The organism is Ferrovibrio sp., from assembly GCF_035304305.1.
In the GTDB taxonomy this organism is placed as follows: Bacteria; Pseudomonadota; Alphaproteobacteria; order Ferrovibrionales; family Ferrovibrionaceae; genus Ferrovibrio.
This window is the reverse complement of sequence record NZ_DATGQG010000114.1, coordinates 1-22,520: the sequence shown is the minus strand read 5'-3', so window position 1 is coordinate 22,520 and position 22,520 is coordinate 1. Positions and strand designations below refer to the sequence as shown.

General features: G+C 66.0%; 24 protein-coding genes and 1 tRNA gene. 4 read left to right on the top strand and 21 right to left on the bottom strand.

What is annotated here, in order from left to right:
- Nucleotides 1-2 precede the first annotated feature (2 nt).
- Genes VKZ87_RS13100 through VKZ87_RS13075 form a run of 6 tightly spaced genes read right to left on the bottom strand, consistent with a single transcriptional unit; the run spans nt 3 to nt 6,653 of the window.
- Complete coding sequence (locus VKZ87_RS13100; RefSeq protein WP_324221704.1) at nt 3-857, bottom strand: division plane positioning ATPase MipZ; 855 nt, start codon at nt 855-857, stop codon at nt 3-5.
- Between the two features lie 30 nt (nt 858-887).
- Nucleotides 888-1,301, bottom strand: a complete 414-nt coding sequence (locus VKZ87_RS13095) for a DUF1489 domain-containing protein (protein ID WP_324221703.1) — start codon at nt 1,299-1,301, stop codon at nt 888-890.
- Nucleotides 1,302-1,308: 7 nt separating this feature from the next.
- Nucleotides 1,309-2,214, bottom strand: a complete 906-nt coding sequence (locus VKZ87_RS13090) for a hydroxymethylglutaryl-CoA lyase (protein ID WP_324221702.1) — start codon at nt 2,212-2,214, stop codon at nt 1,309-1,311.
- A gap of 1 nt (nt 2,215) precedes the next feature.
- Nucleotides 2,216-4,228 carry an acetyl/propionyl/methylcrotonyl-CoA carboxylase subunit alpha gene (locus VKZ87_RS13085; protein ID WP_324221701.1) on the bottom strand — a complete coding sequence of 671 codons (2,013 nt, stop codon included), beginning with the start codon at nt 4,226-4,228 and terminating at the stop codon, nt 2,216-2,218.
- Between the two features lie 14 nt (nt 4,229-4,242).
- On the bottom strand, nt 4,243-5,040 hold the full coding sequence (locus VKZ87_RS13080) for an enoyl-CoA hydratase-related protein (RefSeq protein ID WP_324221700.1): 798 nt from the start codon (nt 5,038-5,040) through the stop codon (nt 4,243-4,245).
- A gap of 5 nt (nt 5,041-5,045) precedes the next feature.
- Complete coding sequence (locus VKZ87_RS13075; protein ID WP_324221713.1) at nt 5,046-6,653, bottom strand: carboxyl transferase domain-containing protein; 1,608 nt, start codon at nt 6,651-6,653, stop codon at nt 5,046-5,048.
- Nucleotides 6,654-6,812: 159 nt separating this feature from the next.
- Here VKZ87_RS13075 and VKZ87_RS13070 point away from each other — a divergent pair, with 159 nt between their 5' ends.
- The gene (locus tag VKZ87_RS13070) at nt 6,813-7,598 is read left to right on the top strand and encodes an SDR family NAD(P)-dependent oxidoreductase (protein ID WP_324221699.1); all 786 of its coding nucleotides are present in this window, start codon (nt 6,813-6,815) and stop codon (nt 7,596-7,598) included.
- Here VKZ87_RS13070 and VKZ87_RS13065 read toward each other — a convergent pair.
- Genes VKZ87_RS13065 through VKZ87_RS13030 form a run of 8 tightly spaced genes read right to left on the bottom strand, consistent with a single transcriptional unit; the run spans nt 7,583 to nt 15,127 of the window.
- Nucleotides 7,583-8,533 (bottom strand): DMT family transporter, encoded by a 951-nt coding sequence (locus VKZ87_RS13065; protein WP_324221698.1) that lies wholly within the window; start codon nt 8,531-8,533, stop codon nt 7,583-7,585. The genes VKZ87_RS13070 and VKZ87_RS13065 overlap by 16 nt on opposite strands.
- Before the next feature lie 6 nt (nt 8,534-8,539).
- Nucleotides 8,540-9,139, bottom strand: coding sequence for a 2-hydroxychromene-2-carboxylate isomerase (locus tag VKZ87_RS13060; protein WP_324221697.1), 600 nt, complete (start codon nt 9,137-9,139; stop codon nt 8,540-8,542).
- 43 nt (nt 9,140-9,182) lie between these two features.
- The gene (locus tag VKZ87_RS13055; protein ID WP_324221696.1) at nt 9,183-9,788 is read right to left on the bottom strand and encodes a 2-hydroxychromene-2-carboxylate isomerase; all 606 of its coding nucleotides are present in this window, start codon (nt 9,786-9,788) and stop codon (nt 9,183-9,185) included.
- A gap of 43 nt (nt 9,789-9,831) precedes the next feature.
- Nucleotides 9,832-11,616 carry a potassium/proton antiporter gene (locus VKZ87_RS13050; RefSeq protein WP_324221695.1) on the bottom strand — a complete coding sequence of 595 codons (1,785 nt, stop codon included), beginning with the start codon at nt 11,614-11,616 and terminating at the stop codon, nt 9,832-9,834.
- Between the two features lie 28 nt (nt 11,617-11,644).
- Nucleotides 11,645-12,778: an acyl-CoA dehydrogenase family protein gene (locus VKZ87_RS13045; RefSeq protein ID WP_324221694.1), complete on the bottom strand. Its 1,134-nt coding sequence runs from the start codon at nt 12,776-12,778 to the stop codon at nt 11,645-11,647.
- Nucleotides 12,779-12,807: 29 nt separating this feature from the next.
- Entirely contained in the window at nt 12,808-13,437 is a 630-nt protein-coding gene (locus VKZ87_RS13040; RefSeq protein WP_324221693.1) for a hypothetical protein, read from the bottom strand.
- A complete protein-coding gene (locus VKZ87_RS13035; protein ID WP_324221692.1) occupies nt 13,434-14,606 on the bottom strand; it encodes an isovaleryl-CoA dehydrogenase in 1,173 nt (390 codons plus the stop codon). Before VKZ87_RS13035 ends, VKZ87_RS13040 begins: the two co-directional genes overlap by 4 nt.
- A gap of 29 nt (nt 14,607-14,635) precedes the next feature.
- Complete coding sequence (locus tag VKZ87_RS13030) at nt 14,636-15,127, bottom strand: PaaI family thioesterase (RefSeq protein WP_324221691.1); 492 nt, start codon at nt 15,125-15,127, stop codon at nt 14,636-14,638.
- A 211-nt stretch (nt 15,128-15,338) separates the two neighbouring features.
- On the opposite strand from VKZ87_RS13030, the gene VKZ87_RS13025 reads away from it, so the two are divergent.
- The gene (locus tag VKZ87_RS13025) at nt 15,339-16,223 is read left to right on the top strand and encodes a LysR family transcriptional regulator (RefSeq protein WP_324221690.1); all 885 of its coding nucleotides are present in this window, start codon (nt 15,339-15,341) and stop codon (nt 16,221-16,223) included.
- 18 nt (nt 16,224-16,241) lie between these two features.
- Here VKZ87_RS13025 and VKZ87_RS13020 read toward each other — a convergent pair whose 3' ends face one another.
- The 4 genes from VKZ87_RS13020 to VKZ87_RS13005 form a co-directional block, all read right to left on the bottom strand.
- On the bottom strand, nt 16,242-16,904 hold the full coding sequence (locus VKZ87_RS13020) for a carbonic anhydrase (RefSeq protein WP_324221689.1): 663 nt from the start codon (nt 16,902-16,904) through the stop codon (nt 16,242-16,244).
- Complete coding sequence (locus VKZ87_RS13015) at nt 16,904-19,213, bottom strand: NADP-dependent malic enzyme (RefSeq protein ID WP_324221688.1); 2,310 nt, start codon at nt 19,211-19,213, stop codon at nt 16,904-16,906. Before VKZ87_RS13015 ends, VKZ87_RS13020 begins: the two co-directional genes overlap by 1 nt.
- A 117-nt stretch (nt 19,214-19,330) precedes the next feature.
- Nucleotides 19,331-19,417, bottom strand: a tRNA-Leu gene (locus VKZ87_RS13010).
- 86 nt (nt 19,418-19,503) lie between these two features.
- Nucleotides 19,504-19,743: a FliM/FliN family flagellar motor switch protein gene (locus VKZ87_RS13005; protein ID WP_324221687.1), complete on the bottom strand. Its 240-nt coding sequence runs from the start codon at nt 19,741-19,743 to the stop codon at nt 19,504-19,506.
- Between the two features lie 155 nt (nt 19,744-19,898).
- Here VKZ87_RS13005 and lipB point away from each other — a divergent pair, with 155 nt between their 5' ends.
- Nucleotides 19,899-20,594 (top strand): lipoyl(octanoyl) transferase LipB, encoded by a 696-nt coding sequence (gene lipB, locus VKZ87_RS13000; protein ID WP_324221712.1) that lies wholly within the window; start codon nt 19,899-19,901, stop codon nt 20,592-20,594.
- Nucleotides 20,595-20,597: 3 nt separating this feature from the next.
- Here the strand turns inward: lipB and VKZ87_RS12995 are convergent, their stop codons facing one another.
- The 3 genes from VKZ87_RS12995 to VKZ87_RS12985 all read right to left on the bottom strand — a co-directional run bounded on the left by VKZ87_RS12995 (nt 20,598) and on the right by VKZ87_RS12985 (nt 21,917).
- The gene (locus VKZ87_RS12995; RefSeq protein ID WP_324221686.1) at nt 20,598-20,849 is read right to left on the bottom strand and encodes a hypothetical protein; all 252 of its coding nucleotides are present in this window, start codon (nt 20,847-20,849) and stop codon (nt 20,598-20,600) included.
- Nucleotides 20,850-21,097: 248 nt separating this feature from the next.
- A complete protein-coding gene (locus VKZ87_RS12990; protein WP_324221685.1) occupies nt 21,098-21,520 on the bottom strand; it encodes a YciI family protein in 423 nt (140 codons plus the stop codon).
- A gap of 106 nt (nt 21,521-21,626) precedes the next feature.
- Nucleotides 21,627-21,917: an acylphosphatase gene (locus tag VKZ87_RS12985; protein ID WP_324221684.1), complete on the bottom strand. Its 291-nt coding sequence runs from the start codon at nt 21,915-21,917 to the stop codon at nt 21,627-21,629.
- 147 nt (nt 21,918-22,064) lie between these two features.
- On the opposite strand from VKZ87_RS12985, the gene VKZ87_RS12980 reads away from it, so the two are divergent.
- A partial coding sequence (locus VKZ87_RS12980) for a hypothetical protein (protein ID WP_324221683.1) occupies nt 22,065-22,520 on the top strand: 456 nt, incomplete at its 3' end.

Sequence of the window (22,520 nt, the reverse complement as noted above, 5' to 3'; positions counted from 1 at the left end):
GCTCAGTCGTCGGTGACGAGATTCAACCCAAGCAGCAGGGCGCGGACTTCCTGCCGCGCCGCAGCCTGGGCCATGTTGATCCCGCCGCCGGCGCGGTCGAGATCCATCAGGGTCAGGCCCGACAGGAACAGCTCGCGGAAGATCACCCGCTCCGACAGGCCGGGCAGGAAGCGGAAGCCGATCCGCTTCTCCAGCGACTTAAGCACATGCCCGACATTGCGCTTGTTGCGCGCATCCAGATGGGAGAGGCGGTTGCGGATCACCACCCAGTCGACGCTCTGGCGGTCGCGGGCAAAGCGCTGCTTGCGCTGCTCCCAGACCATCACGGCATAACGGCTCGGCTTCAGCACCCGGAGCGTGTCCGGATCGACGGTCGCCAGCAGGTCGACGTCGATGAAGCTGTCGTTGACCGGCGTGATCAGCAGATCGGCATAGGAATGCCCCAACCGCGACAGATGGCTGTCGCTGCCCGGACAGTCGATGATGATGAAGTCATGCGCCGGCGACAGGCCGGCAATGGCGGCGGCCAGCCGTTCGGCCTCGTCGGCCTCGGCCTCGGATTTCAGCGGCCGGTCGCTCTCGGGCACCACGACATACTCGGGCATGGGCAGCCGCAGACCATTCCGCTCCATGAAGGCTTTGCGGTTTTCCAGGTAGCGGGTCAGGGTGCGCTGCTTGGCGTCCAGGTCGATCGCCGCCACGCGGCCGCCCTCCAGCAGCAGACCCGTCATGATATGCATGGTAGTGGTCGACTTGCCGGAGCCGCCCTTCTCGTTGCCGACAACGATGATGCGTGCCCGTGACCGGGGCGACGCGGCGGGGCCCGTCTGCGGGACCGCCTGAACCGGGACAACCATGACCAACTCCGCTGAACCTGCCGCTTGGTATTACAGAAGACCCAGGCTGCGCAACTCGGCCATCAGTTCGGGCGGCATTTCCGCCGCCCCCTTCCCCAGCGCCGTAATATCCGGCGGCGCATCCTCGGCCTCCAGGTAGCGCCAGCCCTGATGCGGCCGCCGCGGCAGCGGCAGCACCGGGATCAGCTCCGTCTTCATGACGATGCCACAATGGGGGCCCTTGTTTTCCAGCACGGCCTCTTTCAGCCCCACGATCGGGCAGCGGGCGGCAATGTACCCCTTCACGATCCAGTACAGCGAACCGCCGGCCAGCACCTCCTCCGCCCGCTTCGGCATATGCCGCGTGTAATGGGTGAAGGTTTTGGTCCGGCGCGCCTTCATGCGCTGGCGGAAATGGTCGAGGCTCTCGATCCCGACCGCGACCTTCAGCAGATGAACGGGCAAGGCAGGCTCACAGACACTTGGACTTCAGCGCCTTGGCAACGCGCGATACCGGCGGCCGGCCCAGCCGGTCGGAAATCCACCAGGCAGTCTGCACGAGCTTCTTGAGATCGATTCCGGTCTCGATCCCCAGTCCGTCGAGCATATAGACCATGTCCTCGGTGGCGACATTCCCGGTTGCGCCCGGGGCATAAGGGCAGCCGCCAAGGCCGGCAACCGATGCATCATGGCGGGTGACGCCGCATTCAAGCGCGGCGAGCGTATTGGCCAGGGCCTGGCCATAGGTGTCGTGGAAATGCCCCCCCAGAACCTCCAGCGGCACGTCCCGGGCGCAGGCTTCGATGGCGGCCCTGATCTTGCCGGGCGTGCCGACGCCGATGGTGTCGCCCAGGGCGATGTCGTGGCAGCCGAGGTCGTACATCTGCTTCACGACCCTGGCCGTCTGCTGCGGCGCGATCTCGCCCTCGAAGGGGCAGCCGACCGCGACCGAGACGAAGCCGCGCACCTTGACGCCGTCGCGCTGCGCCGCTTCGACCACGGGGCGGAAGCGTTCGATGCTTTCCTCGACGCTGCAATTGATGTTCCGGCGCGAGAAGCTTTCGCTGGCAGCGGCAAAGATGCCGATCGCCTCGGCCCCGGCCGCGCGTGCCGCCTCGTAACCCTTCATGTTCGGCGTCAGCACCTGGTAGGTTACGCCGGGCCGGCGCTTAAGCTGCGCCATCACCTCGTTATGGTCGCCCATCTGGGGCACCCATTTCGGCGACACGAAGCTGGTCACCTCGACATGCGTGATGCCGCAATCGACCAGCCGGTCGATCAGCTCGATCTTGACGTCGGCGGGCACGACGCCGGGTTCATTCTGCAGGCCGTCGCGCGGCCCTGCTTCCCACAGGGTGATGCGGCCGGGTAACGCCATGTCAGCCCTCCACCTCGAAGCCGAGCAGGACGGCGCTTTCCGGGACCTGATCGCCGGCGCTGAACAGCAGCTTGGCCACCACGCCGCGCGCCGGCGCCGTGATGGTATGCTCCATTTTCATCGCCTCGATGATCATGAGCGCCTGCCCCTTTTCCACCTTGGCGCCCTCGGAGACCAGCACCTGGACAACCTTGCCCGGCATCGGTGCCGTCAGCTGCCCGCCCGCGGCCTCGTCGGTGTCGCCCGCCCGGCGCGGATCGACCAGCGTCAGGCGGTGCGTCCGGCCCGGCAGCAGGATCGTCAGCTCGTCGCCGAGGCGCACGATCCCCGCTTTCACGCGGCGACCATCCAGCACGGCCTCCAGGGTTCCGTCCGATCCCATGGAGCCCTCGGCGACAAGGCTGCCTTCGGGCCCGATGATCCTGAGCTCGTCGTCGGGCAGGTATTCCACGCGGCAATGCCTGTCTTCGTCGCGCTCGCGGAAGATCAGTTCGTCCATGCCGGAATCATTCAGCCGCCAGCCGTTCACCTCGGCCCAGGGTGACCACGGGTCGCCGGCCGTCGTGGCCTTGACCTCCGCCCGGCGCTGCAGCGTCACCGCCAGCGCTGCCAGTGCCAGCACTTCCGGCGGTGCCGGCTCCTGCTGCGGAATCAGGTCGGCGCGGAAACGGTCGATGAAGCCGGTATCCAGATCGCCTTCGGCGAAAGCCGGATGCCCCGCCAGCGCCATGAGGAACGCGGTATTGGTGGTGACGCCAGCGATCTGGTATTCGCCCAGAGCCTGACGCAGGCGACGCAGCGCCGATTTGCGGTCCTGGTCCCAGACGATCAGCTTGGCGATCATCGGATCGTAGAATGGCGTCACCGCGTCGCCCTCGCGCACACCAGTATCGACCCGCACATACGCATTCTCGTCCGGCGCACGCAGGCGGTGCAGCGTGCCGACGGACGGCAGGAAATTCTTCACCGGATCCTCGGCATAGACCCGCGCCTCGACCGCATGGCCCTGGATGGCCAGCTGGTCCTGGGCCAGCGGCAACGTCTCGCCGGCGGCGACCCGCAGCTGCCATTCGACCAGATCCTGTCCGGTGATCATCTCGGTGACCGGATGTTCGACCTGCAGGCGGGTATTCATCTCCATGAAATAGAAGCGGTCCGGCTTCAGGCCTTCGGAAACATCGGCGATGAACTCGACCGTGCCGGCGCCGGCATAGCCGATGGCCTTGGCGGCGGCGACGGCCGCGTCGCCCATGGCCTTGCGCATCTCCGCCGGCATGCCCGGCGCAGGTGCCTCTTCCAGCACCTTCTGGTGGCGCCGCTGCACCGAGCAGTCGCGCTCGAACAGATGCACGGCATTGCCGTGATTGTCGGCGAAGACCTGGATTTCGATATGACGCGGCTTGACCAGGTACTTTTCGAGCAGGACCTTCTCGTCGCCGAAAGCATTAGCCGCTTCGCGCTGTGCGCCGGACAGCGCCGCGGCAAAATCCTTCGCCGCATCGACCCGGCGCATGCCCTTGCCGCCGCCGCCGGCCACCGCCTTGATCAGCACCGGATAGCCGATCCGTTCGGCTTCCTTCGCCAGCAGCTCGGGTGACTGGTCGTCGCCATGATAGCCCGGCACGACCGGCACGCCGGCCTTCTCCATGAGTGCCTTGGCGGCGCCTTTCAGGCCCATCGCCTCGATGGCGCCTACCGGCGGCCCGATGAAGACGATGCCGGCACCGGCGCAGGCGCGGGCGAAACCGGCATTCTCGGACAGGAAGCCGTAACCCGGATGGATGGCCTCGGCGCCAGTGGCCTTCGCCGCGGCGATGATCTTCTCGGCCACCAGATAGCTTTCGCGCACGGCCGCCGGGCCGATATGCACCGCTTCATCGGCCATGGCGACATGCCGTGCGCCGGCATCGGCGTCGGAATAGACGGCAACGGTGGCGACACCCATCCGCCTGGCCGTGCGGATGACCCGGCAGGCGATTTCACCGCGATTGGCAATCAGGATCTTGCGAAACACGTGGCGCCTCCGGCTCAGCTGGCCCAGTTCGGCTTGCGCTTGTCGAAGAAGGCGGCAAGCCCCTCCTGCCCCTCCGGGCTGGCGCGCCGGTCGGCAATGTTCTGCGCGGTGAAGGCCATCAGTTCCTCGTCCACCCGGGCCCGCGCCACGCGCTCGACCAGGATCTTGGAATCACGGATGGCGCCCGGCGCACCCTGCAGCAGGGCCGCAATCACTTCGGCACCGCGGGTTTCCAGCGCGCCGGCATCAGCCACCACTTCATGCACCAGGCCGATGCGGCAGGCTTCCGCGGCGTCGAAGCGCTCGCCGGTGAGGAAATAGCGGCGCGCCTGCCGCGCGCCGATGGCAGCCACCACATAGGGCGAGATGGTCGCCGGCGTCAGCCCGAGACGGACTTCCGTCAGGGCAAATTTCGCATCCTGCGTGGCGACGACGATGTCGGCGGCCGAGGCAAGGCCGGTACCGCCGGCCATGCAGTTGCCGTGCACCAGCGCGAGCGTCGCCTGCGGCAGGTCGTTCAGGCTCCTGAGCATCCGCGCCATGGCCATCGTGCTGGCCCGGTTCTGCTCCGGCGTCGCCTGCCCCGACTTCCGCATCCAGTCCAGATCGCCGCCGGCGGAGAAGCTCCTGCCTGCTCCCTTCAGCACCACGACGCGCACATCCGCGCGACCGGCAATGTCCTTCCAGATCGCCGAAAGCCGCTGCACGACATCGTCGTTGAAGGCGTTGTGGATATGCGGCCGGTTCAGGGTGATCGTGGCAACGCCCCGTGCGTCCGTCTCGAAAAGAACGATGTCTGCTGCTCCGCTCATGTCCGTCACATCCGGAAGACGCCGAACTTCGTCGGCTGGATCGGTGCGTTATGCGCCATGCTCAGGCCCAATGCGAGCACCATGCGGGTATCGGCGGGGTCGATGATGCCGTCATCCCAGATGCGCGCCGAGGCATAGTACGGATGGCCTTGCCGGTCGTACTGCGCCCGGATCGGGTTCTTGAATGCCTCTTCCTCTTCCCTGCTCCAGGTCTTGCCCTCGGCCTCCATGCCGTCGCGCTTCACCGTCGCCAGCACGCTGGCCGCCTGTTCGCCGCCCATCACCGAGATGCGCGCATTGGGCCACATGAAGAGCAACCGCGGCGAGAAGGCCCGGCCGCACATGCCGTAATTGCCCGCGCCGTAGGAGCCGCCGATGATCACGGTGAATTTCGGCACATTGGCACAGGAAACAGCCGTCACCAGCTTGGCGCCATCGCGGGCGATTCCGCCGGCCTCGTATTTCTTGCCGACCATGAATCCGGTGATGTTCTGCAGGAACAGCAGCGGGATGCCGCGCTGGCAGCAGAGCTCGATGAAATGCGCACCCTTCAGCGAGCTTTCCGAGAACAGGATGCCGTTATTGGCAACGATGCCGATCGGATAGCCGTGGATGCGGGCAAAGCCGCAGACCAGCGTGGTGCCGTAGAGCTTCTTGAACTCGTCGAATTCCGAATCGTCGACGATGCGGGCAATGATCTCGCGGACATCGAAGGGAACGCGACCATCCTTCGGAATGATGCCGTAAAGCTCCGAGGCATTGTAGCGCGGCGGGCGCGGTTCGCGCACATCGCCCGGCACCTTCTTCACGGAATTCAGGTTGGCGACGATGCGCCGCGCCAGGCCCAGTGCATGGGCATCGTTCATGGCGTAATGGTCGCTGACGCCGGAGACGCGGGCATGGACATCGGCGCCCCCGAGCTCTTCCGCGGACACCACCTCGCCGGTGGCGGCCTTCACCAGCGGCGGGCCGGCCAGGAAGATCGTGCCCTGGTTACGCACAATGATCGATTCATCCGACATGGCCGGCATGTAGGCGCCACCTGCTGTGCAGGATCCCATGACCACGGCGATCTGGGGAATTCCCTCGGCCGACATGGTGGCCTGGTTGTAGAAGATGCGGCCGAAATGTTCCTTGTCGGGGAAGACCTCATCCCAAGTCGGCAGGTTGGCGCCGCCGGAATCGACCAGGTAGATGCAGGGCAGCCGGTTCTCGCGCGCGATCTCCTGGGCCCGGAGATGCTTCTTCACCGTCATCGGGAAGTAGGTGCCGCCCTTCACCGTCGCGTCGTTGCAGATGATGACGCATTCGCGCCCCGACACCCGGCCGATGCCGGTGATGATGCCGGCGGCCGCGATGTCGCCGCCATACATGTCCCAGGCCGCAAACTGGCTCAGTTCGAGGAACGGAGAGCCGGGATCCAGCAGCGTGCGGATGCGGTCGCGCGGCAGCAGCTTGCCGCGCGACAGATGTTTCTCGCGCGCCTTCTCGCCGCCGCCCTGCTTGATTCTGTGCACCTTGGCCTTGAGGTCGTCGACCAGGGCCTGCATATGGGCGGCATTGTCGCGGAAAGCGGCCGAGCGGGTGTCAAGTTGGCTGGTGAGCGCACTCATGCGGGGCGTCTGCTTCTGGTTCTCGGGCTGGATCAGGCTGAAGATGCCAGCCGCTTCCCCCTGCCGCAAGGCCCCTGCCCGCAAAAGGGTGCAGGCCGCGCGATCCCCTGCTAATTTCCACCTGCTATCGGCAATATCGGCAAAATCTATGGAGGAAACATGGCCCGCAATCCGTTCGACCTGAGCGGCAAGGTTGCCCTGATCACCGGCGGCAACGGCGGCATCGGTCTGGGCATGGCGGAAGGCCTGGCGGCAGCCGGCTGCGATCTCGTGATCTGGGGCAGCAACCCCGCCAAGAACACGGCCGCCGAAACGGCGCTGAAGGCTTTCGGCAAACGTGTGCTGGTCCAGAAGGTGGACGTTTCCGACGAAACGCAGGTCAATGCCGCCTTCGCCGAGGCGGTGAAGGCCATGGGCCGGATCGACGGCTGTTTCGCCAATGCGGGCGTCAGCCAGGCGCGGGCGGCTTTCCACGAACTGAGCACGGCCGAATGGCGCCGCGTCATGTCGGTCAATCTCGATGGCGCCTTCTTCACGCTCCGCGCCGCCGCAGCGCATATGGTCGAGCGCTCGAAGAACGGCGACAAGTCGGGCGGCCGGCTCGTGGGCATGGCAAGCACCGCCGGCATCCATGGCGCGGCGCGGGCGGAATCCTACGGCGCCAGCAAAGGCGCCATGCTGGCGATGATCCGCGCCATGGCGGTAAGCATGGCCCGTTACGGCGTCACCGCGAATTCCATCCTGCCAGGCTGGATCGAGACCGAGATGACGGCGGCCGGCGTGGCGGATCCGAAATTCGCCGGCAACGTACTGCCGCGCATTCCGGTGCGCCGCTGGGGCCAGCGGCAGGATTTTGCCGGCATCGCGGTCTACCTGATGAGCGATGCCAGCCAGTACCACACCGGCGATTCCATCGTGATCGACGGCGCCTACACGATTTTCTGACGCACCGTCTTCACCTGCAGCCACTGCATGCGCAGCACGCCGGCGAGGATGAGAATCCCGCCGGCGACCTGCTGCAGCGTCACGCCGGCGTCGAAGAATACTGCCGCGACCAGAACGGCGAAGACCGGCGCCAGGCTGGTATAGAGTGTCGCCACCGGCACGCCGACATGGCTGACGCCGTAATTCCACAGCACGATTGCAATTCCCGCACCGCCGATGCCGACCCAGGCGAGCATGCCGAGCGCGGCTGACGACGGCATGGCAGCGGGCAGGCGCTGCGGCTGCAAAACGGCCAACAGCAGAAACAGGCTGCAGATCAGCAGGCCACCTGCCAGAGACGTGAGGAACGTCACGCGCATCTGGCTCCACCCCAGTGAACCGAGCCAGCTCTGGGCGCGGATCGAGTACCAGCTCCAGCTCACCATCGCGAGCACGAGCAGCGCCTCGCCGAAATAGGGAATCTCTCCCGACACGGCAGCACGGCCGCGGACGGCGTCCATCGCCACGAGGCTGGCCCCGATTATGGCCGCGATGGCCGCCGGCCAGAAACCCCGCGCCAGCGGCGCGCGCAGCAGCAGCTTCGACAGCAAGGCGGCCACCAGCGGGCTGCAGCTCATCACGATGGCGGCCCGCACGGGGTCGGACAGCATGACGCCGACCGTGTAGCAGATCGAGAACAGCGCCATCCCGAAGCCCAGCGGGAAGACCCGCCCCCAGGGCACCGGCGCCGCGAAGGGCGACCGACGGTCATAGGCGAGCGCCAGACCGAACAGCAGTGGTGCCGGAATCAGATACCGGATCGCCGACACGAAATACGGGTCCAGATGTCGGGTGGCCAGCGCATAGGTCATCGGGATCATCGCGCCCCATAACAGGGCTGTGGCGATGAGTCCGGTTGACGCGAGCAGACTGCCGCCCGCGGGTTGAGGGTTCATGACCGCTCAGACCGGAGCGGTCAGCCAGCGGTCGATATGATCGATGCGGTCCGAACCCCAGAACATCTCGCCGTCGACGATGAAGGTTGGCGTGCCGAAGGCCTTGGCCTGCACCGCCTCGGCGGTGGCATCCAGCACCTGCTGCCGGGCGGCCGCATCCTCGGCGGCAGCGGCGATCTCGCTTTCGGGAATGCCCAGCGCCGTCACGAGGCCGGCGAGATGCTCCGGCCTGGCAATGTCCCTGCCCTCGCCCCAGTATTGCCGGAACGCCGCCTTGGCGAAGGCAACGGCCTTCGCCTTGTCCTGCGCCTTCAGGCGATAGAACAGCAGCCGCGGCAGCTTGGCGTCGGTCGGAAACGGTTCAGGCGTGGTCACGATCGGCAGCCCGGCGAATTTTGCCGAGCGGGTCCAGTCGCGCATCATATGCGCCATCTTGTCCTTCGGTATCGGCGCGCGGTCGGGAATGGCCTTCCAGAGGTGCCCCAGCGAGATCGGCCGCCAGTCGACTTCGCGGCCGTGCTTCTGCGCCACCGGCTCGATGAGGTTCGCGCCGATATAGGCGTAAGGCGAAGGGAAATCCCAGTAGAAGACGATCGGATTGGCCATGGGAGACGTCCTTTTTTTTATTTGTCGTTGCCGAAGTCTGCGATCACCAGCCGCCGCGCGTCAGCCAGCGGTCGATCATGTCGAGGCGATCGGCGCCCCAGAATCCCTCGCCGTCCACGAAGGTGAAGGGCGAGCCGAAAACGCCGCGCTTGTGGATCGCATCTTCCGTGGCCTCGCGCAGCCTGGCCTTGATCTCGGCCGACTCGATGCCCTGCATGAAGGCCGCGCGGTCGACGCCCAGACCGGCTGCGATATCGCCGATCAGATCGGGGGCGGAGATGTCCTTGTCTTCGACGAAGAAGGCCGTATAGACCGCCTTGATGAACAGTACCGCCTTGTCGGGTGCGTTCTGCTGCAACCAGTAGACGCCGCGGGCCGCCGCCTGGGTCGGCAGCGGAAATTTCGACGGCATGTTGAAGGGGATGTTATGCTCGCGCGCCGAGCGGGCGAAATCCTTCTTCGAATACTCCCCCTTCAGCGGATACTCAGTCAGCGGCTGCGAGCCGGCAACCTTGAAGACGGCGCCGAGCAGCATCGGCTTCCACTCCACGCCGCGGCCGTGCTTCGCTGCGATCTGGTCGATGCGCATGGCGGCGACATAGCCGTAGGGCGAGGAAAAATCGAAATAGAATTCCAGCGGGGCAGGCATATGCGTCTCCTCCTTCTTTTTACCTGTTCAGTTATTGCTTATCCTATTCGAATCCGAAAGCGCGACGAATGCCGCCCAGCAAGGGGTGTTCCTCCGGCTCCAGTTCGATACCGACGGACGTGATCCGCTCGTCGCGCACCTCGCGCACCACCAGTTCCACCGGCCCGTGGCGCAGACGGTCGCCCACCACGGCACGGAGCCGCAGCCGGCGACGCATATAGACGCCGATCGGCTCGTTGCGATCCTTCTCCTCGACCGGAAGGCCGTAGAGTACGGCCACTTCGCCCATCAGCGTATCGCCGGACAGCACGAATTCGCCGAAAACCTCCTCTCCGCGCTCGCGCTTCCGGCGGCGGCGTTCCGATTCCCTGCGGGCGGAGAACAGCCGGTCGAGCGGGAAGAACTGTTCCGGCGGCGCCAGGACCAGCAGATGATCGCCGGCTTCCAGTTTCTCGATCCTGGTGCGGTCGACCAGCGCCCCCTCCCGAATCACCGCCATGATGCGGCAGCGTCGCGGCAGAGGCAGCTCGGCGAACCGGTAGCCCAGCGCCGGCGCCTCCTTCTCGACGCGGTAGCTGGCAATGTCGCGATCCAGTGTGGCGCCCGAGAAGTCGATATCGGTACGCGTCGCCGCCTCGGGTCGCGGCGGCAGCTCCAGGCCGAAAAAGCGCGCCACGGGACCGATGGTCCAGCCCTGCACGGTCAGCGAGGCCAGCACGCAGCAGAAGGCGGTGGTGACATAGAGCTCGGCATTGGGAAGCTCTGCCAGCACCGGGATGGTGGCGAGGAAGATCGGCACGCCGCCCCGCAGGCCGATCCATGAGATGAAGCCGATCTCGCGCCACGTGTAGCGGAACGGCAGCAGGCAGGCCACCACGGTCAGCGGGCGGGCGATAAGGATGAGGGCAAACGCGACAATGCCGCCGCCCATCGCATAGGGCGTCATCGCTTCGGGGGTCATGAGCAGCCCGAGCAGGAGGAACATGACGATCTGGCTCAGCCAGCTCAGCCCGTCATAGAAGCGCAGGATCACCTGGGCGCCGCGATGCCGCCGGTTGCCCAGCACCAGTCCCGCGACATAGACGCCCACGAACCCCGAGGCGTTGATGAAATTGGCGCCGGAGAAGATCAGCAGCGCCGCCGCCATGGCCACGATGGGATACAGACCGCCCGCCACCGGTACGCGGTTGAACAAAGCCACCAGCAGGAAGCCGCCGACCACCCCGACCACGAGGCCGCCGACCATCTGCGCCAGAAAGAGCCCGATCAGTTCGAGCGTCTCCGGCGGATGGCCGAGCCGGATCAGTTCCACGCAGGCCAGGGTCAGGAAGATGGCCATCGGGTCGTTGATGCTGGACTCCACCTCCAGCGTGCCGCTGACCCGCTTCTGCAGCGCCATGCCCTTCATGTTGAGCAGGAAGAAGACGACGGCCGCGTCGGTCGAGCCGACGATGGCGCCGACGAGGAAGGATTCCAGCAGGCCCAGGCCCAGCGCGAAATGCGCCGCGACGCCCAGCAGGGCGGCGGTGCCGACCACGCCGGCGGTGGCAAGGACGAAGGCCGGCCCGGCCACCAGCCGCACGGTAGCAAAATTGGTCCTCAACCCGCCGTCAAAGAGGATGATGCCGAGCGCCGCGGAGCCGATCGTGTAGGTGAGCTGGTAGTCGTTGAAGACGATCCCGCCCGGCCCGCTTTCCCCGGCCAGCAGGCCAAGACCGAGGAACACCAGCAGGAAGGGAACGCCGAAACGGCTCGACGCCGAGCCGGCAAAGATGCTGACCAGGACCAACAGAGATGCAATGAAGACGATCTCATTGCCCTGGTTCACACGGTCTCCCCCGTCGGTGCGGCTCCTGTCAGGAGCCGGTCAAAGCGCGGCTGATCACCAGCCGCTGGACGTCGCTGGTGCCCTCGTAAATCTGGCAGACCCGGACATCGCGATAGATGCGCTCGACCGGAAAGTCGGCGAGATAACCGTAGCCGCCATGAATCTGGATGGCGTCCGAGCATACGCGTTCGGCCATTTCCGACGCAAACAGTTTGGCCATGCTGGCCTCTTTCAGACAGGGACGGCCGGCATCCTTCAGTCGCGCGGCGTTCAGCACCATCTGCCGGCCGGCCTCGATGCGGGTAGCCATGTCAGCCAGCCGGAAGGCGACGGCCTGATGGTTGATGATGGCCGTGCCGAAGGCCTGCCGCTCGCCGGCATAGGCCAGCGCCGCCTCAAAGGCCGCCCGGGCCATGCCGACCGCCTGGGCGCCGATGCCGATGCGGCCGGATTCGAGATTGGCCAGCGCGATGCGGTAACCCTCTCCCTCCTCACCCAGCAGGACGTCGTCGCCGACCACCAGATCGTCGAAGACGATCTGGCAGGTATCCGAGCAATGCTGGCCCAGCTTGCTCTCCACGCTGGCGACCTTGTAGCCGGGTGTGTCGGTCGGCACGACGAAACAGGAGATGCCCCGCTTGCCCTGCCCGGGGTCGGTGACCGCGAAAACCAGCGCCACCCTGGCGATCGAGCCCGAGGTGATGAACTGCTTCACGCCGTTGATGACCCATTTGTCGCCATCGCGCCGCGCCCGCGTCCTCAGCGCCGAGGCATCCGAGCCGGCCTGCGGCTCGGTCAGGCAGAAGGCCCCGATCCATTCGCCGCGCGCCAGCGGCTTCAGGTAACGCTCCTTCTGCTCCTGGCTGCCGTAGCGCAGCAGCGCCGCACAGACCGGGGAATTGTTGACCGACATGATGGTGCTGACCGCGCCGTCACCGGCGGCGATCTCCTCCAGCGCCAGCACATAGGCGACGAAATCGGCGCCCGCGCCGTCCCATTCCTCCGGCACACCCATGCCCATCAGGCCGAGCCGGCCCATCTCTCGCAGCAGGTCCAGCGGCGGCTGACCGCTGCGGTCGCGTTCCGCCGCGCCTGGCGCCAGACGCTCACGGGCGAAATCGCGGGCCATGTCGCGGATCATCTGCTGCTCTTCGGTCAGCATGGCATGTCCTTCCCGGGTTACTGGAGCTGTCACTTGTTCGGACGGTCGGCGGTTGACGGCTTTTCCGGCTCGCCGATCCGCAGCGTCGCGACCGTCGCCACAGCGCGTTCCGGCGTCATCTTCTCGCCGGCCGCGGCACAGTAGACGCCATCCAGGCGCAGGGGCCCCTCCGAAAGCGGCACGTCCTTCGAGCTGCCCCTGCCGTCCGGGCCGGCATACAGGCCGGTCGCCACGCACTGCCGGGCGCCCAGCTCGAAACGCCGCGCCACGGCCATGCCGCTGGCGGTCGGCGTGTTGTGTGCCTCGGGCTCGAGCGCCTGGGGGCTCGGCGCCTCCAGCCCCTTCAGGATGGTGCCGGCGAATTTCATGAGATCGATCGGGCCGCTCAGGTAGTGATCATCGCCGCGCAGGTCGCGCAGCACGACGATGGCAAAAGCGCCGCCCGGCTGCTGCGCGCGCCAGAAATAGCGCTCGACCCGGTAGCCCAGCGGTCCGCTGAACCCTTCCGCCAGATGGGGCGTGGCCGCCAGATGCTCGGCTGCCCACTCCACCTTGCGGCTGTCGGGATCGATCGGAGACCAGCGCGCGTCTTCGTCGGCGGCCAGCGCCGGCGCCGCCAGAAACGGCAGGATCAGCAGTGTCTGGGCGAACCGCTTCACTTGGTTTCCTCGAAGATCTCGCGGCCGATCAGCATGCGGCGGATTTCCGAGGTGCCGGCGCCGATTTCGTACAGCTTGGCATCGCGCAGCAGGCGTCCGGTCGGATAGTCGTTGATATAGCCGTTGCCGCCGAGGATCTGGATCGCATCCAGTGCGATCTTGGTCGCCTTTTCGGCCGCGAAGAGAATGGCGCCGGCGGCGTCCTTGCGCGTGGTCTGGCCGCGGTCGCAGGCCTTCGCCACGGCATACACATAGGCGCGCGCGGCATTCATCTCGGTATACATGTCGGCGACCTTGCCCTGGATCAGCTGGAAGGTGCCGATCGGCGCGCCGAACTGCTTGCGCTCATGGATATACGGCAGCACCACGTCCATCGCGGCCTGCATGATGCCGAGCGGTCCCGCCGCCAGCACGGCGCGCTCGTAATCGAGGCCGCTCATCAGCACGTTGACGCCCTTGCCGACCTGGCCCAGCACGTTCTCTTCAGGCACTTCGCAATCCTGGAAGACCAGTTCGCCGGTATCGGAGCCGCGCATGCCCAGCTTGTCGAGCTTCTGCGCCGTCGAGAAGCCCTTGAAACCCTTCTCGATCAGAAAGGCGGTGATGCCGCGCGGACCGGCATTCGGATCGGTCTTGGCATAGACCACCAGGACATCGGCCGTGGGGCCGTTGGTGATCCACATCTTGTTGCCGTTGAGGATGTAGCGGTCGCCCTTCTTCTCCGCGCGCAGCTTCATCGACACCACGTCGGAGCCGGCATTCGGCTCGCTCATGGCGAGTGCGCCAAGATGCTCGCCCGAAATCAGCTTCGGCAGATAGCGCTTCTTCTGCTCGGGCGTTCCGTTGCGGCGGATCTGGTTGACGCAGAGATTGGAATGCGCGCCATAGGACAGGCCGACCGATGCCGAGCCGCGGCTCACCTCCTCCATCGCCACGCAATGCTCGAGATAGCCGAGCCCGCTGCCGCCGAATTCCTCCTCCACGGTGATGCCATGCAGGCCAAGATCACCCAGCTTGGTCCAGAGATCGCGCGGGAACTCGTTGGTCCGGTCGATTTCCTCGGCACGCGGCGCAATTTCGCTGTCCACGAAACCGCGAACCGTCTGACGCAACATGTCAGCCGTTTCGCCGAGGTCGAAATCGAGAGTCGGATAGGTATTGGCGAGCATCACGTTTTCCTTGTTTCGGACGGACGATTTTAACGGACCGGCGCGGTCGACGCAGCATTCCGCGGCGCATCGGCGCGCCCCAGGACGCACATCATGGTGGCAAGGCCGGTGGCACAGTGGATGGTTTTGCCGGCATTCTCGCCGAATACGTCGAATGCCACGATGGTCAGCGTACGGCCATGCCGGGTGACCTGTGCCCGCGCCCGGATCAGGTCGCCATCGGCAGGCGCCATCAGGTTGATCTTGTATTCGACAGTCAGCACCGTGGAATCCGCGGGAAACAGGCTGAATGCGGCGTAACCGGCGGCAGAGTCGGCGATCATGCCGACGATGCCGCCATGGACGAAGCCGTGCTGCTGCAGGATCTCGCGCCGCCGCGGCAATTCGACCTCGCAGAGGCCCGGCCACACCACCGTCAGCCGTGCTCCGATGTGCTCCATCGCCGGCTGGCGGCCGAAGCTGTCGCGGACCCGCGCCTCGTAATCGGGATCCTGCGGCTTGAACTCGGGAATGGCATTCATGCCGCTACTCCTTTCGGCACCGCCGGCGCAATGTTGAAGGTGGAGGGGATCCGTTTCACGAAAGCCGGCCAAGCCTGGGTCATGAGCCGCAGGGTTTCGACATAGCGCTCCGTCATGGCCGCCTCCTCCGCTGATGCAGAATTCTTAACGCCGGAAGGCCGATAGGGAAAATCAATTGTCTTTATAAAGGAAATAGGTTTTCTCTATATCCATGAACCTCACCCTGATCCGCTATTTCATGGCTGTGGCGGAAACCGGCAGTTTCACGCGCGGCGCGGAGCGTGCCAGCGTCAGCCAGCCGACCCTTTCGGCCGGGATCAAACGGCTGGAGGCCTCGCTCGGCGCGCCCTTGTTCGAACGCAACCGCGGCGCCCAGCTCACGCCGGCCGGCGCCCGTTTCCTGCCCCGCGCCCGGCTGCTGCTGCAGGAATGGACCGCCGCCCGGCGCGAATTGCGGCAGGCGCGCCCCGCACGGCAGCGCTTGCGGCTCGGCTACATCCCCGGCCTGCCCGGCGCCCGGCTGGCCAAGCTGCTGGGCAGCTTCGCCGCCGCCCATCCCGATATCGCGCTAGAAACGCTGGAAGCCTCTCCGGCAGCCCTGAGCCGCCGGCTGGATCTCGGACGCATCGAGGCGGCCATCCTGGTTCTCGAGCCCGACCATGACGAGCGCTGCCTGCCGCTGTACCGCCAGCGCTACGTGCTCGGCGTTCCGGCCGGCCATTCCCTGTCCCGTCGCAGCAGCGCCCGGGTGGCGGACCTGCAGGACCAGCCCTTCGTGATCCGTCCGCACGCCGAGGTCATGCCGGCGGCCGAAAAGCTGTTCGCCAGTCAGAATGTGCGGCCGCGCATCGTCGGCCGGGTGGAAGACGACAGCGGCCTGCTGACGCTGGTCTCGGCGGGCATCGGCCTCGCCATCCTGCCGGACTGGCTGGTCAGCGACAGCATCGCCGTCGTGTCGCTGCCGGAGCTGCGCGACACCCATCGCATCGGGCTGGTCTGGCGCAATGCCGAGGACGAAGCGGTTGGGCAGCTGCGCGACTTCGCCGCCGCGCATGACTGGAATGCCGCCTCACCGCATCCGGTGATCGGCCACTAGGTCAGAGTACCGGATCGGTCAGAGTACGGGACCGCCGCGTTCGGGAAAGCCTTCCACCACCGGGCCGAACTGGCCGGTCTGCGGGTCACGTACCAGCAGGCGGCCGCTGGCGACGCCGAAATAGGCGCCATGCAGTTCCAGCTTGCCGCGCTCGACCAGGATGCGCACGCAGGGAAAGGTCATCAGGTTGCGCAGGCTGAGCTCGACGGAGGCGAATTCCAGCCGGCGCAGATAGTCAGGATCCTCGGGCTGCCGGGGGCCGAGCAGTTCCGCCGCCGGCGCAATCTGCGACATCCAGCGGCCGATGAAGTCGCCGGGCGAAAGCGGCTCCTGATCGTCGGCGAAAGCGCGGATGCCGCCGCACAGCGCATGGCCGAGCACCACGATATGCTTCACCCGCAAGGCCTGGACGCCGAATTCCAGCGCGGCGCTGGTGCCATGCTGGTTCTCGTCCGGCGCATAGGCCGGCACGATATTGGCGACGTTCCGCACCACCAGCAATTCGCCGGGCGCGGCGTCGAAAATCACCTCCGGCGAGACGCGGGAATCGACACAGCCGATCACCATGATCTCGGGCTTCTGCCCCTTCTCCGCCAGCATCTCGTAACGCGAGCGCTCGCCGGTGAAGCGCCCCCCAAGGAAGGCGCGGTACCCCCTGCTCAGCCTTTCGGGAAACATCATCACTCCTGGGTCTTGAGCCACTGGCCCATTGCGCCGTCGGCATGATCCTGGGCATCGACGATGGCGACGGCACTCATGTTCACCACACCGCGTACTGAGACGTTGCGCGACACGATATGGGCCGATTTGGCCATACCCATGAGAATGGGACCGACATAGAAACCCTGGTCGATCTGCCGCACCAGGTTGGCGGCGATGTTGGCCGCATCCAGATTGGGCATGATCAGCAGGTTGGCCGAGCCGCGCAGCTTGCCGTCGGGCAGCAGCTTGTCGCGGATCGCCTCCGAGACAGCGGCGTCGGCCTTCATCTCGCCCTCGATCTCGATATCGGGCAGCAGTTCCTGCAGGCGCTGCACGGCGTCGCGCATTTTGCGGGAGGACGGCGTCGGCGCGCTGCCGAAATTGGAATGCGACAGTAGCGCGATCTTCGGCACCAGGCCGAAACGCCGCACTTCCTCGGCCGCCAGCCGGGCGATGGCGACGATCTCGTCGGTGGTCGGATCGAAATTCACGTTGCTGTCGGCAATGAACAGCATGCCCTGCGGCAGCACGAGCAGCTGCATCGCCGCCGGCAGCTCCGCACCGGGGCGCAGGCCGATGACGTCGTTGATATGCGGCAGATGCTGCTCGAACTGGCCGATGGCGCCGCAGAGCATCGCATCCGCCTCGCCGCGATGCACCGCCATGGCGGCGATCACCGTGGTGTTGGTGCGGATGATGGTACGCGCATCGTCCGGCGCGATCCCCTTGCGCTTCATCAGCGCCAGATAGCCCGTCCAGTATTCTGTATAGCGGTCATCGCGCTCGGGATCGATCAGCTCGATATTCTCACCGATCCTCAGCCGCAGGCCGAGGCGCTTGATGCGGTTCTCGACGACGGCGCGGCGGCCGATCAGGATCGGCGACGCCAGCTTTTCGTCCAGCACGATCTGGGCGGCGCGCAGCACGCGCTCGTCCTCGCCCTCGGCATAGATCAGCCGCATGGGCCGGCGGCGGGCGCGCTCGAAGGTCGGCCGCATCACGAAACCGGTGCGATAGACGAAGCGTTCCAGGCTGTGGCGATAGGCGTCCAGATCGGCGATCGGCCGCGTCGCCACGCCGCTATCCATGGCCGCCTTCGCCACGGCCGGCGCGATCTGCAGGATCAGGCGCGGGTCGAAGGGTTTCGGGATGAAGTATTCCGGGCCGAAACTGAGCTGCTCGTCGGCGCCATAGGCGCGGGCGACGATGTCGGAGATCTCGGCCAGCGCAAGATCGGCAATCGCGCGCACCGCCGCCAGTTCCATCGCCGTGTTGATCGTCGTGGCGCCGACATCCAGCGCGCCGCGGAACAGGAACGGGAAGCAGAGGACGTTGTTGACCTGGTTCGGATAGTCCGACCGGCCGGTCGCCATCACCACGTCGGGCCGCACCTGCTTCGCCACTTCGGGCAGGATTTCCGGAGTCGGGTTGGCCAGCGCGAGGATCAGCGGCCTGGGCCCCATCTTGGCGACCATCTCGGGCTTGAGCACATTGGCCGCCGAGAGGCCGAGGAAGACGTCGGCGCCGGCAATGGCATCACCCAGGGTGCGATGGTTGGTCGGACGGGCATAGCGCGCCTTGAACTCGTCCATCTGCTCGGTGCGGCCTTCATAGACCACGCCGACGATGTCGGTGACGACGATGTTCTCGCGCTTCACGCCCAGTTCGACCAGCAGGTCGAGGCAGGCCAGTGCCGCCGCGCCGGCGCCGGAGGCCACCAGCCGGACATCCTCGATCTTCTTGTCCACCACGCGCAGGCCGTTGAGGATCGCAGCCGCCACCGTGATGGCGGTGCCGTGCTGGTCGTCGTGGAAGACCGGGATCTTCATGCGCTCGCGCAGGGCGCGCTCGACGATGAAGCATTCCGGCGACTTGATGTCTTCCAGGTTGATGCCGCCGAAGGTTGGCTCGAGCGCCGCGATGATGTCGACCAGCTTCTGCGGATCGGTCTCGTTGATCTCGATGTCGAAGACATCGACGCCGGCGAACTTCTTGAACAGGACGGCCTTGCCCTCCATCACCGGCTTGGAAGCCAGCGGCCCGATATTGCCCAGGCCCAGCACGGCGGTGCCGTTGGAGATGACGCCGATCAGGTTGCCGCGGCCGGTCAGTTCGGCCGCCTGGGCGGGATCGTCGACGATGGCATGGCAGGCGGCGGCGACGCCGGGGCTGTAGGCCAGAGCGAGATCGCGCTGGGTGGCAAGCGGTTTGGTCGGGGTGATTTCAAGTTTGCCCGGCTTCGGCAGCCGGTGATATTCCAGCGCCGCGCGGTCAAGATCGGAGGTCATCAGGAACTCTCGCCCAAACAACAGGATCGGATGGCCGGCGCGCGGAAATGCCGCCGGGGAAATCAGGCTTACAACAGCCGTAACCTGGAAGGAAGGGCAAGGGGGGCGTAAAGCCCATGGTGCGGTCGAAAAGACTCGAACTTTCACGGCCTTTCGGCCACAGCGACCTCAACGCTGCGCGTCTACCAATTCCGCCACGACCGCATTTATCGGGGGACGCGGGGGAATAGCAAATCCCGCCGCGGGGTTCAAGCCGGACCGGAGGGTTCCCGGCGCCGGTTCTGCCGGTTCTAGTCGTCCGACATGGTGTCGGTGATGGAAACCGCCACCTTCTCGCCGGAAATGACGATCTCGCCGCGGGCGATCAGCTTGTTGTTGGCGAAGATCCAGGCGTGGTCGTCGACGCTGGCATCCAGCTCGATCACCGCGCCGCGGCCGACCTTCAGCACCTGGTGAATCGGCATGGTCGCCTTGCCCAGCACCACCGAGATTTCCACCGAGACGTCATTCACCGCATTGGTGATCGCCATGCTGAACTCCTTCCACTCGCCCCTCGGGCTGCTGGCCTTCCGGACCGTCCGGCTTTAAGTAACCGGGACAGGTTAGCATGACGTTAAGGCTCCCGCCCCTCCAGATGTCCTTCCCGCCGCCCCCGACCGATATCATCGATACCCCCGCCGGCCCTGTGGAATGGGCCGTGAGCGACGCCCCTGTACCCTACGAGGCGGCGCTGGCGGCCATGGAGGCCCGGGTGGCTGCGATCCGCGAGGGCCTGGCGCCGGAACTGATCTGGCTGCTGGAACACCCGCCGCTCTACACCGCCGGAACCTCGGCCAGGGCGGCCGACCTGCTGGACCCGCGCTTCCCCGTCCATACTGCCGGCCGCGGCGGCCAGTACACCTACCACGGCCCCGGCCAGCGGGTGGTCTACCTCATGCTCGACCTCGCCCGCCGGGGGCGCGACGTGCGGGCCTTCGTCTGCCGGATGGAGGACTGGGTGATCGCCACCCTGGCCCGCTGCAACGTCCGGGGCGAGATCCGCGACGGCCGGGTCGGCGTCTGGGTGCCACGGCCCGACCAGGGCCCCGGCCGGGAGGACAAGATCGCCGCCATCGGCGTCCGGGTCCGGCACTGGGTCACCTTCCACGGCCTGAGCCTGAACGTGGACCCCGACCTCAGCCATTACGGCGGCATCGTCGCCTGCGGCATCCAGGAAACCGAGGCCACCCCCTACGGGGTCACCTCGCTGACTGATCTCGGCCTGACCGCGACCCTGCCGGAGATCGACCTGATCCTGCGCGACACGGTGGAAGCCGCCCTGCTCGGCCGCCTCGGAGACAGTTGTGAAATCGGATCGGATATCGCCGATAAGCAAAAGTAAAGGTTAAATTTTTCCCTTCCTCTTGAGATCACGCTTCTGCTGCCGGGTCAGCCCGGCCGCCGGGTCGCGGGCCGGTTTCGGCTCCATCCGCCCCGCCAGCCAGAAGACATAGACCGCGGTGAAGGCGACCACCGCGCCGCCCCCGAGCCAGCTGTTCCCCGTCGCCCACCAGGTCAGTCCGCCAAGTCCCAAAGCCCCGATATAGCAGATCGCCCACTGCCGAAAAGTAAGATTCACTTTTTCTTTTTTCTTCATGGATTAGACGGCACTTCCTCACTGCTGTCTGAAGTTTTTAACTCGTCCTGAGTTGCGCTTATTCGAGTCTTATTTTTTCCTTATCCGGCCTTAAACCGGGCTTGCAGCAGCTTAAACATGCCTATGACCGGCTGTCTCCGCCTGATCCGCTGCGGCCCAAACCATGTGTGCGCCCTGCCGCAGCAGATCATGGAACATAAATCGAACAATCCGGCCGGTCAAGTGCGGCCTTACCGGTAACCCGGCTGTCAGGTCCCCGCCTGCCCCGCCCGGGTCCGCTCATGCAGGGCAGCCACGTCGGGGGTCAGCGCCTCGCCGAAATCCTCCATCTCGTAGAACGGACGGATTTCCAGTTCGCTCGGTCCCGGCATCGGGTTCGGGCAGCGCTTCGCCCAGGCGACCGCCTCCGCCATGTCTTTCACCTGCCAGATCCAGAAGCCGGCAACCAGCTCACTGGTTTCGGTGAAGGGCCCGTCCATGACGGTCCGGGAAGTGCCGTCGAAGGCGATCCGCTTGCCCTGCGACGACGGCTTCAGCCCGTCGCCCGACAGCATGATCCCGGCATTCACCAGTTCCTGATTGTATTTCCCCATGGCTTCCAGCAGTTCGGTGGTGGGCATGATGCCCGCCTCGCTGTCCCTGGTCGCCTTCACCATCACCATCACGCGCATGTCTGTCTCCTCGGGTCTGCCGGCCACCGGAAGCGGCCGTTCTGATCCGAGGACGCCGGAGGACCGGCCGGGCCGACATCCGGATGATTTGTTTTCCAGCAGACGATTACAGCGTCGGGGTCTGGTCGAACCTGGTCGCCTCGGCGGCCAGCGCCGCCTCGTCCGGGTTGACCGGTGCGGCGTCCACGGCGGTCACCTGCGCGCCGGCCGGGCCGCTTTGCAGCTCCTTTTCCAGACTGTCCAGGCTGCCGGTCTCGCCATAGGCCAGCACCTCCACCCGGCCGTCCCGCCGGTTGCGCACCCATCCGACCAGGCCGAGCTGCTTGGCCCGACCTACCGTCCAGTACCGGAAGCCGACTCCCTGCACCCGCCCGGAAACGAAGTATCGCCTTGCCATCCTTGCCATGGCGGCAGACTAGCCAGCCGGCCGGCTCCGGGCCAGTGACTATCCGGAACCGTTCCTCCGTCTGCGGATCGCCCTAGTTTTGCCCCGGGACCCATCAGCGTGAGGGTCGTATGACAGGGCTTTGCGTGGTGAGTGCCGATGCCCAAGAGCCTGGTGAGAGAATCCTTACGGCTGCATAACCTGCCCACGGGTATCCGCTATCTTCTCACCCTGCTGCTCGGCGTCGGCGCGGTTGCCTACGTCTATGCCCTTTCGGCGACACTGGAACATCACTACATCCTGGTCGCCCCCGTGGCCGCCGCCTGTGCAGTCATTCTGAAGACGGGCGTATTCGCCTCCTTCATTACCGCCGGCCTGACCTATCTTGCCCTCGTCGAACCGCGCTGGAGCCTGGTGGACAAGACGACCAGCGGTACTGTCGGCTTTCTTGCCTACATGGTCTGCGGCTTCCTGATTTCCGCGGTGACCGATCTGCTGCATGACGCGCTGAAGGAAGCCAATCGCCTGAGCGAGGAGCGGCGGCAGATCGCACGGGAGATCAACCATCGCACCAAGAACAACCTGATGATCATCGCCGCGCTGCTGCAGTCGGAA

What these genes read in the sequence shown, in the direction of transcription:
- VKZ87_RS13100 (WP_324221704.1), bottom strand. Translation starts at nt 857, where the DNA reads ATGGTTGTCCCGGTTCAGGCGGTCCCGCAGACGGGCCCCGCCGCGTCG.
- VKZ87_RS13090 (WP_324221702.1), bottom strand. Translation starts at nt 2,214, where the DNA reads ATGGCGTTACCCGGCCGCATCACCCTGTGGGAAGCAGGGCCGCGCGAC.
- VKZ87_RS13080 (WP_324221700.1), bottom strand. Translation starts at nt 5,040, where the DNA reads ATGAGCGGAGCAGCAGACATCGTTCTTTTCGAGACGGACGCACGGGGC.
- VKZ87_RS13075 (WP_324221713.1), bottom strand. Translation starts at nt 6,653, where the DNA reads ATGAGTGCGCTCACCAGCCAACTTGACACCCGCTCGGCCGCTTTCCGC.
- VKZ87_RS13070 (WP_324221699.1), top strand. Translation starts at nt 6,813, where the DNA reads ATGGCCCGCAATCCGTTCGACCTGAGCGGCAAGGTTGCCCTGATCACC.
- VKZ87_RS13065 (WP_324221698.1), bottom strand. Translation starts at nt 8,533, where the DNA reads ATGAACCCTCAACCCGCGGGCGGCAGTCTGCTCGCGTCAACCGGACTC.
- VKZ87_RS13060 (WP_324221697.1), bottom strand. Translation starts at nt 9,139, where the DNA reads ATGGCCAATCCGATCGTCTTCTACTGGGATTTCCCTTCGCCTTACGCC.
- VKZ87_RS13055 (WP_324221696.1), bottom strand. Translation starts at nt 9,788, where the DNA reads ATGCCTGCCCCGCTGGAATTCTATTTCGATTTTTCCTCGCCCTACGGC.
- VKZ87_RS13045 (WP_324221694.1), bottom strand. Translation starts at nt 12,778, where the DNA reads ATGCTGACCGAAGAGCAGCAGATGATCCGCGACATGGCCCGCGATTTC.
- VKZ87_RS13035 (WP_324221692.1), bottom strand. Translation starts at nt 14,606, where the DNA reads ATGCTCGCCAATACCTATCCGACTCTCGATTTCGACCTCGGCGAAACG.
- VKZ87_RS13030 (WP_324221691.1), bottom strand. Translation starts at nt 15,127, where the DNA reads ATGAATGCCATTCCCGAGTTCAAGCCGCAGGATCCCGATTACGAGGCG.
- VKZ87_RS13025 (WP_324221690.1), top strand. Translation starts at nt 15,339, where the DNA reads ATGAACCTCACCCTGATCCGCTATTTCATGGCTGTGGCGGAAACCGGC.
- VKZ87_RS13020 (WP_324221689.1), bottom strand. Translation starts at nt 16,904, where the DNA reads ATGATGTTTCCCGAAAGGCTGAGCAGGGGGTACCGCGCCTTCCTTGGG.
- VKZ87_RS13015 (WP_324221688.1), bottom strand. Translation starts at nt 19,213, where the DNA reads ATGACCTCCGATCTTGACCGCGCGGCGCTGGAATATCACCGGCTGCCG.
- VKZ87_RS13005 (WP_324221687.1), bottom strand. Translation starts at nt 19,743, where the DNA reads ATGGCGATCACCAATGCGGTGAATGACGTCTCGGTGGAAATCTCGGTG.
- VKZ87_RS12995 (WP_324221686.1), bottom strand. Translation starts at nt 20,849, where the DNA reads ATGAAGAAAAAAGAAAAAGTGAATCTTACTTTTCGGCAGTGGGCGATC.
- VKZ87_RS12990 (WP_324221685.1), bottom strand. Translation starts at nt 21,520, where the DNA reads ATGCGCGTGATGGTGATGGTGAAGGCGACCAGGGACAGCGAGGCGGGC.
- VKZ87_RS12985 (WP_324221684.1), bottom strand. Translation starts at nt 21,917, where the DNA reads ATGGCAAGGCGATACTTCGTTTCCGGGCGGGTGCAGGGAGTCGGCTTC.